This window comes from Streptomyces sp. NPDC055243 (assembly GCF_044544025.1).
In the GTDB taxonomy this organism is placed as follows: Bacteria; Actinomycetota; Actinomycetes; order Streptomycetales; family Streptomycetaceae; genus Streptomyces.
The window spans coordinates 1-8,766 of sequence record NZ_JBITWR010000036.1; the positions used below are offsets into that span (position 1 = coordinate 1).

An 8,766-nucleotide genomic window follows, 5' to 3' on the forward strand; every position below is an offset into this window, starting at 1 on the left:
CAGGGGCTCCAGCTTGGGGCCCCGACGAGGAACTGACGCACCAGCAGCAGAAATCACACACCTACTAACGGCCAACTACTGGCGCAGGACACTAGGACCTGTCCGGCGGATCATGGAACTTGTAGTCGTGTTGGCTGGTACTCCTGGATCAGTAGCAATGTAGGGGGAGCATGTCGCCCGCGTTGTTGGCAGTACCACTGAGGCAGCCCTGCGCTGCCCCGACGACCCATCAAGGTCCAAATCTTCCCGTCATGTGAGCCCTCTATACTCCGCCGGTCAGAGGCACGGCCGAGGCGGGGGCGGAATGGATGAACACGGGCATGTGACGGTGACCGATGCGGTGCTGATCGTGGTCGGCTGTGCGCTGGTTGTGCGGTTGGTGACGTTTCGCCTGCTGTCCGGTTCGCAGCGATGGGTGAGGCGACGGGAGGCTGCGGCCTTTACGGGTACTACGGGTGGCGTGGGTCATTGGACGATTGCAGCCATCGAGAGTCTGCTGGTCCTGATGTGTGCAGCCGGACTGACGTACTTTCTGCCCAACACCGACAGGCCCGTCGACTTCCGGAACCTGACGACCGCGCCGTGGCAGGGCAGCCCCCTCAACCTGGGCGGCTGGATCTTCGAGTTGCAGCACTGGGAGGACCTCCGCCTCAACCTGTACTGGGACGCCGTCTACGTATTCATCGTCTGCATGCTCCTGATCCTGGTGTTCTGGACGCTCACCCAGCGGAAGTTGCTGACGGTGGGTATGCCCGCGGGGTTGTGGCACTCACCGCGTACGCGGACCCGGATCATCGGCGGCTTCGTCCTGTGGCTGCTGCTGATGGTCACGGTGATGCCCATCGGCGTGACCGTGGCGGCCGCGGTGTTCCAGATCGTCGCCTTCGTCGCGGCCTCCCGACACCAGCCCCTGGCCACCGCCGCCGCGCCCCCGGCATCCGCTGCACCCAGCCCCACTCGGCACGGTCCGTCCGTTGCCGCCGCGCCGGACACCCCTCCCCGGACCGGTCTCCCGTCCCAGGAACTCCTTCACGCCTTCCCGCCCCTGCAACCGCACGAACCTCAGGCCATCGGCGCCTACCACCTGCTCGGCAGGATCGGAGCCGGCGGCATGGGAACGGTCTACGCAGCCCGCCGCGCGGGCTCCGCCACACAGGTCGCGCTCAAGACCATCAACCCCGAACTCCTCGACGACGCGGACCTGCTCGCCCGCTTCGAGCGCGAGGCGGAGGTACTGAGCATGGTCCCGGGCGCGTACACGGCCCGCGTCCTCGATTCCGGCGTGGACGCCGGACGGCCCTTCCTCGCCATGGAACTCCTCGACGGCCGCCCCCTCGACGCCCACCTGCGCGAACAGGGCCCGATCCACGCACCGCAGGCCCTGCGCGCACTCGCCCTCGCACTGGCGACGGCGCTCGGCGGCATCCACCGTCTGGGCCTCGTCCACCGGGACCTCAAACCGGGCAACATCATGCTGACCAGTGACGGCCCGCGCCTCCTGGACTTCGGCATCGCGGCGATCGTGGACCGCACACGGCTCACCCGCACCGGCGGTTCACCGGGAACGCTGACGTACATGGCCCCGGAGCAGTTCGACGAAGCCCAGCCCGGCCCGGCCGCCGACATCTGGGCGTGGGCCTGCTGCGTAGTCGCCGCCGTCCACGGGGACAGCCCGTTCGCCGCGACCAGCATCGGCGCGGTATACCGCAAGATCACCGAGACCGGCCCGGAACCGACCGCCCTCGCCGCACTACGAGCCATCGACCCCGCCCTGTCCGCAGTGGTCCTGCAAGCCCTGAACACCCAACCGGCGGACCGCCCGGCCGACGGCACCGCACTGCTCACCCTGCTCACCCACGGCCCGGGAAACACCGTGCCCAATCCCAGATCCGTCCACGAAGAGATCACGCAGGGCTGGCAGGCATTGACTTAGGGCCCTCTGGCAGATCATGGGCGGAGCCATAAGCGGACTGCCGCTGCGGTGACGGTGCCGTGGAAGACGTAGGCCCTCTTGTCGTAACGGGTGGCGACCGCGCGGGAGTTCTTGAGCCGGTTGATGGTCCGCTCGACTTCGTTGCGGCGCCGGTAGTGGCCGCGGTCGAAGCCGGCAGGTCTGCCGCCCGCGCTGCCTTTGCGGCGGCGGTTGGCCCGCTGGTCCTTCGGTTCGGGGATCGTGTGCTTGATGCGGCGTCTTCGCAGGTAGCGGCGATTGCGGCGGGAGCTGTAAGCCTTGTCGCCGCTGACATGTTCGGGCCGGGTCCGGGGCCGCCCGCCCAGCCGGCGGGGAACTCGAATCCGGTCCAGGACCTCGATCATCTGCGGGGCGTCACCCCACTGACCTGGTGTGATCAGAAGCGCCATGGGGCGGCAGCCGCCTTCGCCGGCGAGGTGGATCTTGGAGGTCAGGCCGCCTCGGGACCGTCCGAGTCCCTCGTCGGGGCGGTGGTGCCGGGGCGTCGTCCTTTTTTCGGGACCCGTGGCCTGGTCTTGCGGGCGCCGGCCGCGTGCTGGTGGGCCCGGCAGGACGTCGAGTCGACGCCGACCATGCCCCAGTCGATCCGCCCGGCAAGGTCGGCCTCGGCCTGGACCGCTTGCAGGAGCCGGTCCCAGGTACCGTCCGCCGACCAGCGGCGATGCCGCTCGTAGACGGTCTTCCACGATCCGTAGCGTTCGGGCAGATCACGCCACGGAACACCGGTACGGACCCGGAACAGGATCCCGTTGAGCACAGTCCGGTGGTCGTTCCACCGACCGCCCCGACCACCCGGCAAAGGCAGATGCGGATTCAGCAGCGACCACTCGCGATTCGTCAGGTCCCCCCGACCCATGACCCAACCAACGAGCAACCGGCCGGAAAGTCACATGATCCGCCGGACACCCCCGAAGTGCGCAGATTGGCGCTACGGGAAATCGGCAGATTAGCCCGGACGTATTCGGTCCCGGCAGGCTGAGCGCTACCCGCCGGACGCGGACGGTTCGATGCGGCGGGAGAGTTCCGACCAGGAATATCACCTCGGCGGCATCGTGCCACCGAGGGGTGCCGTCGCGCATGAGGCTGTGCCACGAGACCTGAGACCCTGCAAAATGACTCGGAACGGCAGTTGTCCGTTGCCAGGGAAGTTAGTCGCTGTGTCATCCAACCCAATCGCAGTGCAGCGGAACGTTGGCCGTGCCTGCGATCGATATCTAGGGTTGGCAAGCGAACTTGCTGATAGCAGCCGTGCAAGCCTGCTAAGGGCTGTCCCGTAAACGATCTTCAGAGGGGCGACGCGCGGTCCAGCACGCGGCCTTGCTGGGTCCTCTGCTCGTGTACTGCCCCGCTTCAGCCCCGTGCGGGGAAGTCAGGATGGTCGGCGTAAGGCGAGGCAAGGTCACGTAGGTCGTGGCACGGCCAGGGGTCGCGGGCGTGACGGGCCAGGATGCGCCGCTTGGCCTCGACCTCGCGCAGGACGCGGGCCGGGTCGTGCAGTGCCACATGCAGAGCAATCGTGGGGTGGAATCCGGAGAGGTCAACCTGGCAGAAGTCGACCGTGTGTCCGTGGGCAGACCATTCCCCGCATCCGTCACCGTCGCAGCGTCGTGCCAAGTCGGCCTCCTCGTCGAGCCGCGCCTCGAGAAACTTCACCAGCTTTTCAGTCATAGGAGCATTCTCGACGTTGTGTCGGCACCATGAAACGATCTTGTGGTGTCTGGTGTGATCACGGCGTCGGAGTCGTCCTGGATAACCCCGTTCACGGGGCTGAGCCCGCGTGTCTTCGGCAAGTTGGTGGCTGAACTGCGCCGCGAGGGTGCGGATCCGGTGCGCAAGGGCCGCCCGTGGTCCCTTCCGCTGGAAGACCGGGCGCTGCTTGTCGCGGCGTACTGGCGCACGAACCTCACCTTGCGCCAGCTTGCCCCGCTCTTCGGGATCTCGAAGTCCGCGGCCGACCGCATCATCGATGACCTCGGCCCGTCGCTCGCGCTGCAGCCCCGCAAGCGATTCCGCAAGGACACCGTGCTCATCGTGGACGGCACCCTGGTGCCCACCCGCGACCACACCATCGCCGAGCAGTCCAAGAACTACCGGTACTCCACCAACCACCAGGTCGTCATCGACGCTGACACGCGACTCGTCGTGCTGGTCGGCCGGCCACTGCCCGGCAACCGCAACGACTGCAAGGCGTGGGAAGAGTCCGGCTCGAAAGCCGCCGTCGGCAAGACGATGACGATCGCCGACGGCGGCTACCCGGGCACCGGGCTCGTAATGCCCCACCGGCGGCGCAAAGGCGAAGAGCTGTCCGACTGGAAACAGGCCCACAACAAGTCCCACAAACAGGTCCGCGCCCGCGTTGAGCACGTCTTCGCCCGCATGAAGACCTGGAAGATCCTTCGCGACTGCCGCCTCAAGGGCGACGGCGTCCACCGCGCCATGCTCGGAATCGCCCGCCTGCACAACCTCAACCTCGCCGGATAGCAGAGCAGTCGGGTTGGTCACCGACCACGTCCACACGACTCAGAGATCATTTACGGGACAGGTCTTAGGCATGTGATGCATGTCCGAGCAGGAGAGACGTACCGTCGGACCATGGGAGAGTCACACAGGCGACGACCGTCGAGCCGACGGCAGCACACTGTGCCCCGGTTCTACTTGAAGCGGTTCGCCGACGCGGATGAGCGCATCATGCGCGTCCCCATCGGCATCGAGCGAGCTCCCCGCCTATGCGGCATAAAAGACGTCGCAGTACGCAATGACTTCTACTCGTTCCCCGATGACACCGGACAGCTGGATGACTCTGTCGAGATTGCACTCTCCAAGCTGGAGGGGGAAGCCGCCCACGTGCTCCGAATGGTGGTCGATGAAGACTGCTGGCCGCTGCCAGCATCCGAACGAGAGACGATGACGGACTGGGTCGCTGCACAGTCCTTGCGGGTCCCGGCCAGGAGGCAGGCTGCCAACGAGGTGTTCGACCACCTGACGAAGATCACGTTGGCGATCGAGGGAAAGCAGGGACTGCGCGAACGGCTCGAAGCGGAGTCTGGCGGACCGGTCTCTGACGAAGAGGTCGAGCGGAAGTGGGCCGAGAAGACCGACTTCTCCAACTACACCGTGAAGCCCCCGGTCGTGCACCACCTGGCGAGTATGGCCAGCGGCATCCCTGCGGCAGCTGATGTCCTGATGCAGCGCGGTTGGGTGCTGTACCGCTTCAAGCGCAAAAAGTTGATCACATCGGACCACCCGGTGACCCTCATACGTGGCCCTCGGACACCGCACTGGATAGGCGTGGGCCTGGCAACGGCCGCTGGGGTCGCGATTCCCCTCGACAGGCAGGTGGTGCTGCTGATGTCGGCTCCCGGAGCTCCGGACCGCACGGGGGCGCCGACTGCGGCACTAGCCCAGGACTTCAATCAGCGGTTCACGTTCAGCGCGCGATCCGCGGTCTTCCATCATCCGGACGACACGCCTCTGGTCGGGCTGGAGTTGCCCCCCAGACGGACAAGCGAGATGCAGGTTAGCCAAGATCCGGAGGACTTCATTCGGCCCGAACCCCTTCGTGACGCGTGAGCTGGCGACCCGGACACGTGAGGCGACTGCGTTGACTGACACAGCGACTAGCTTCGGTGACAACGGACAGCAGTTCTGTCCTTTGACATCCAATCAAGGCGTTTGACATCGAACCCAGTCGTTCAAGACTGGCGGAGCGGGCCCGCGTCCGTGGCCTGGTCAGACCACGGACGCGGGTCCGGGTGGCAGATGGACGGTCATGATCAGTTCGCAGGGCTCGTCGCCCACCCCGCGATAGGTATGGGGGGCGTCACCGTCGAACGTGGCGGTCTGCCCGGCTTCGACGGGGTGTTCCGCGCCGTCTACGACCAAGACCATGCGGCCCGCGGTGATGCTGACGGTCTCCACGACACCGGCCTGATGAGGGTGGCTGGGGTACTCCTCGCCCGGTTCGAGACGCCAGCGCCACACCTCGACCGGAGCGGGGCCCGAGGTCGTCAGCATGAGCCGGGCCTCGCTGCCCCGCTCGCCCGCCCACAGTGGCATCACAGTGCTGGCCGAGACCACACGGACGCGCCCTTCGGTCGGACCGTCCATCAGCGCGGATACCGAGACACCCAGCGTGTCGGCCAGTCGGACCAGGGTCGCGAAGTTCGGATTGCCCTGCGCCTTCTCCAGCCCGACCAGGGCCCCCTTGCTGACCTTGGCCCGGCGGCCGAGTTCGTCCAGGGACAGGCCAGCGCGAGTGCGAGCTGAGCGGACGTTGTGCGCGAGCGTGCGCAGGGCCGCCTGTGTCTCGGTCACCTGGTCACCATCCCCATCGTTCGGTCAGTGGAATGCGCCACTCGGTCGTTCGGTTGACAGAGGGCGGTCGTTTCGTTGTACGGTTTAGTCGTTCTACTGTAATCGTAAGGGATCATCTCGTGATAGCTCTACTGCTGGCGCTGGGCAGCTCACTGGCCTACGGATGCGCCGACTTCCTCGGCGGCCTGGGCGCCCGTAAGGCCCACGTGCTCCGCACTGTGATGGTCGCCGCGCCGGCCAGCCTGGCGGTCGAGCTGCTGTTGTGGCCCGTGCTCGGCGCCTCGTTCAGCCCTGCGGCGCTTGGCTGGGGCGCCGCCTCTGGCGTGGCCTCCGCCGCTGCGTTCGCCCTGCTCTACAAGACCCTCGCCATCGGTCCGATGAACGTGCTCTCCCCGGTCACGGCGCTGGTGTCCGCCGTGCTCCCGGTCGCGGTGGGCCTCCTGCAGGGCGAGCGCCTGGGGATGGCTGGCCTTTTGGGTCTACCGTTGGCGCTGGTCGCGGTCGTGCTGGTCAGCGCCGGACACGGGACAGGCTCGTCCCGGCCGTCGCGTACGGCGCTACTGCTGGCCCTCGGCGCGGGCGCGGCCATCGCGCTGCAGCTGATCTTCCTGCACCAGGCGCCGTCCGACAGCGGCGTGGCGCCGTTGATCATCGGCAGAGCGGTCGCATCGGTCGTCACGCTGACCGCGGCCGGGCTCCTGTACCGCAGGCTCGGCCCCGAGAAGCCCGCCTACGCCCTGTCGGCCACTGCCGGTGTGCTGGACTCGCTGGCGAACCTGTTGTTCCTGTTCGCCGCACGCAGCGGCGACCTCGCCGTCGTCGCTGTGATCACCGCCCTCTACCCGGCCGGCACCGTCCTGCTCGCCCGCCGTGTGCTCGCCGAACGCATCCACAAGGGACAGCTCGTCGGCCTGGGCGCAGCCGCGGTCGCCGTCAGCCTCCTCGCCCTCACCTGACCGCCCTGCGCACTTCAAGGAGCCCCGCATGTTCATCCAGCCCTGGGACGCCGCCCTGGACGAGGCCGAATGGCAGACCTGGATCGCCGAAGGCCACGACTTCGGACTGCTCAGCGTCAACGGCCTGCCCGGCCACGCACCAACCACCGTGCCCACCCACTTCGTCTCCGACGGCAGTCAGCTGCTGATACATCTGGCCCGCCCGAACCCGGTCTGGGATTCGATCGAGTACGACCCGAACGTCACCTTCACCGTGATCGGCGACTACGCCTTCGTCCCCGGCCCCTGGCGCGCCAAGACGGGCACGCCTTCCACCGAGGGCGTGCCCACCAGCTACTACGCCGCCGTTCAATTCATCTGCCGGGCCCACATCGTCGACGAGCCGGATGCCAAGGCTGAGCTACTGCGCCGACAGATGGCCCACTTCCAGCCCGACGGCGACCACGCCCCTATCGAGGTCGACCAGGCGCCGTACGGGCGGATGCTGCCCGGCATCCGCGGCCTGACGCTGGAGGTGACGGAGGTCCGGGCCAAATTCAAGTACGACGACCACAAGCCCGTAGAGCACCGCACCACTGTCGCCGACCACCTCACCGCCCGCAGCCAGGCCCTCGACGAGCCCACGGCTCTCCAGCAGCGGCGCCGCCTGGACCGCATCGGCCCCTGGAAACCCTGACCCCGCCCACCCCGCACCACCTCGGAACGGAGCCCTGCCCATGACCGCCTTCCGCATCACCCCCGCCGTCGCCAACGCCTTCCCCGACACTCTCATCGCCGTGGTCACCGCCAGCGGACTGCGCAGCCACGAGCCCTGGCCCGACACCGCCGCCGCCCTCGACGACCTCGAACAGCAGCTGACTGCCGGTACCTGGGCCCCGGCTGACGAGAGCGACCCGCGGATCGAGGCGTGGCACACCGCCTACCGCTCTTTCGGCACCAACCCCCGCCGCATCCGCCCCAGCGTCGACGCCCTAGGACGCCGCATGGCCAAGAAGGGCACCCTGCCGCGCATCAACCCGGCCGTCGACTCCTACAACGCCGTCTCCGTCCACCACGGCCTGCCCGCAGGAGCCTTCGACCTCGACAACGTCACCGGCACCGTCGAGATCCGGTACGCGGACGGCACCGAGGAGTTCACCCCACTCGGCGAACCCGACACCACCGAGAACCCCAAGCCCGGAGAGATCATCTACACCGACGCCACCGGTGTGCTGACCCGGCACTGGAACCACCGCGACGCCCACCGCACGCGCGTCACCGAGGACTCCACCCGCGTCGCCTTCGTCCTCGAAACCCTCCACGCCACCCGCGACGGCCACCTGCTCAAGATCGCCGCCGAGGAGCTGCACGGCCTGCTGGTGCTCCACGCCGAGCAGACGCGTGTGCACTACCTCAGCCCGGAACATTCCGAAGTCACAGCGTGAGCCAGCTAGGGTCCGTCTTCAAACTGATCTTGCCCAGAGCAGGAATGACGCGAGAGTGACCGCTGCTTCGTAGGAGGAGGCGGTCTTGTCGTACCTGGTC

Annotated in this window: 9 protein-coding genes; 6 read left to right on the top strand and 3 right to left on the bottom strand. The window is 67.5% G+C overall.

Going from position 1 to position 8,766, the window contains the following annotated elements; translation table 11 throughout:
- Positions 1–505: 505 nt before the first annotated feature.
- The gene (locus tag ACIGXX_RS43940; protein ID WP_399984867.1) at positions 506–1,933 is read left to right on the top strand and encodes a serine/threonine-protein kinase; all 1,428 of its coding nucleotides are present in this window, start codon (positions 506–508) and stop codon (positions 1,931–1,933) included.
- Positions 1,934–1,947: 14 nt separating this feature from the next.
- On the opposite strand, the gene ACIGXX_RS43945 is transcribed toward ACIGXX_RS43940, so the two are convergent.
- A protein-coding gene (locus ACIGXX_RS43945) for an IS5 family transposase (RefSeq protein WP_399984869.1) occupies positions 1,948–2,828 on the bottom strand; the annotation gives its coding sequence in 2 pieces (ribosomal slippage) (positions 1,948–2,468 and positions 2,468–2,828; 882 coding nt in all).
- 494 nt (positions 2,829–3,322) lie between these two features.
- Positions 3,323–3,640, bottom strand: a complete 318-nt coding sequence (locus tag ACIGXX_RS43950; protein ID WP_351172489.1) for a DUF6221 family protein — start codon at positions 3,638–3,640, stop codon at positions 3,323–3,325.
- A 45-nt stretch (positions 3,641–3,685) separates the two neighbouring features.
- On the opposite strand from ACIGXX_RS43950, the gene ACIGXX_RS43955 reads away from it, so the two are divergent.
- A complete protein-coding gene (locus tag ACIGXX_RS43955) occupies positions 3,686–4,453 on the top strand; it encodes a transposase (RefSeq protein WP_399984872.1) in 768 nt (255 codons plus the stop codon).
- Between the two features lie 111 nt (positions 4,454–4,564).
- Positions 4,565–5,542, top strand: coding sequence for a DUF4238 domain-containing protein (locus ACIGXX_RS43960; RefSeq protein WP_399984874.1), 978 nt, complete (start codon positions 4,565–4,567; stop codon positions 5,540–5,542).
- Positions 5,543–5,701: 159 nt separating this feature from the next.
- Here ACIGXX_RS43960 and ACIGXX_RS43965 read toward each other — a convergent pair whose 3' ends face one another.
- On the bottom strand, positions 5,702–6,286 hold the full coding sequence (locus ACIGXX_RS43965; RefSeq protein WP_399984876.1) for a helix-turn-helix domain-containing protein: 585 nt from the start codon (positions 6,284–6,286) through the stop codon (positions 5,702–5,704).
- Between the two features lie 119 nt (positions 6,287–6,405).
- Here ACIGXX_RS43965 and ACIGXX_RS43970 point away from each other — a divergent pair, with 119 nt between their 5' ends.
- The 3 genes from ACIGXX_RS43970 to ACIGXX_RS43980 are packed head-to-tail and all read left to right on the top strand — an operon-like array spanning position 6,406 to position 8,666.
- Complete coding sequence (locus ACIGXX_RS43970) at positions 6,406–7,242, top strand: EamA family transporter (protein WP_399984878.1); 837 nt, start codon at positions 6,406–6,408, stop codon at positions 7,240–7,242.
- A 28-nt stretch (positions 7,243–7,270) separates the two neighbouring features.
- A complete protein-coding gene (locus ACIGXX_RS43975) occupies positions 7,271–7,918 on the top strand; it encodes an FMN-binding negative transcriptional regulator (protein ID WP_399984879.1) in 648 nt (215 codons plus the stop codon).
- Between the two features lie 40 nt (positions 7,919–7,958).
- Complete coding sequence (locus ACIGXX_RS43980) at positions 7,959–8,666, top strand: B3/4 domain-containing protein (protein ID WP_399984881.1); 708 nt, start codon at positions 7,959–7,961, stop codon at positions 8,664–8,666.
- Positions 8,667–8,766 lie beyond the last annotated feature (100 nt).

Bases quoted from the DNA above. Each gene is read 5' to 3' on its own strand.
- ACIGXX_RS43960 (WP_399984874.1), top strand. From the start codon at position 4,565: ATGGGAGAGTCACACAGGCGACGACCGTCGAGCCGACGGCAGCACACT.
- ACIGXX_RS43980 (WP_399984881.1), top strand. From the start codon at position 7,959: ATGACCGCCTTCCGCATCACCCCCGCCGTCGCCAACGCCTTCCCCGAC.
- ACIGXX_RS43975 (WP_399984879.1), top strand. From the start codon at position 7,271: ATGTTCATCCAGCCCTGGGACGCCGCCCTGGACGAGGCCGAATGGCAG.
- ACIGXX_RS43940 (WP_399984867.1), top strand. From the start codon at position 506: ATGTGTGCAGCCGGACTGACGTACTTTCTGCCCAACACCGACAGGCCC.
- ACIGXX_RS43950 (WP_351172489.1), bottom strand. From the start codon at position 3,640: ATGACTGAAAAGCTGGTGAAGTTTCTCGAGGCGCGGCTCGACGAGGAG.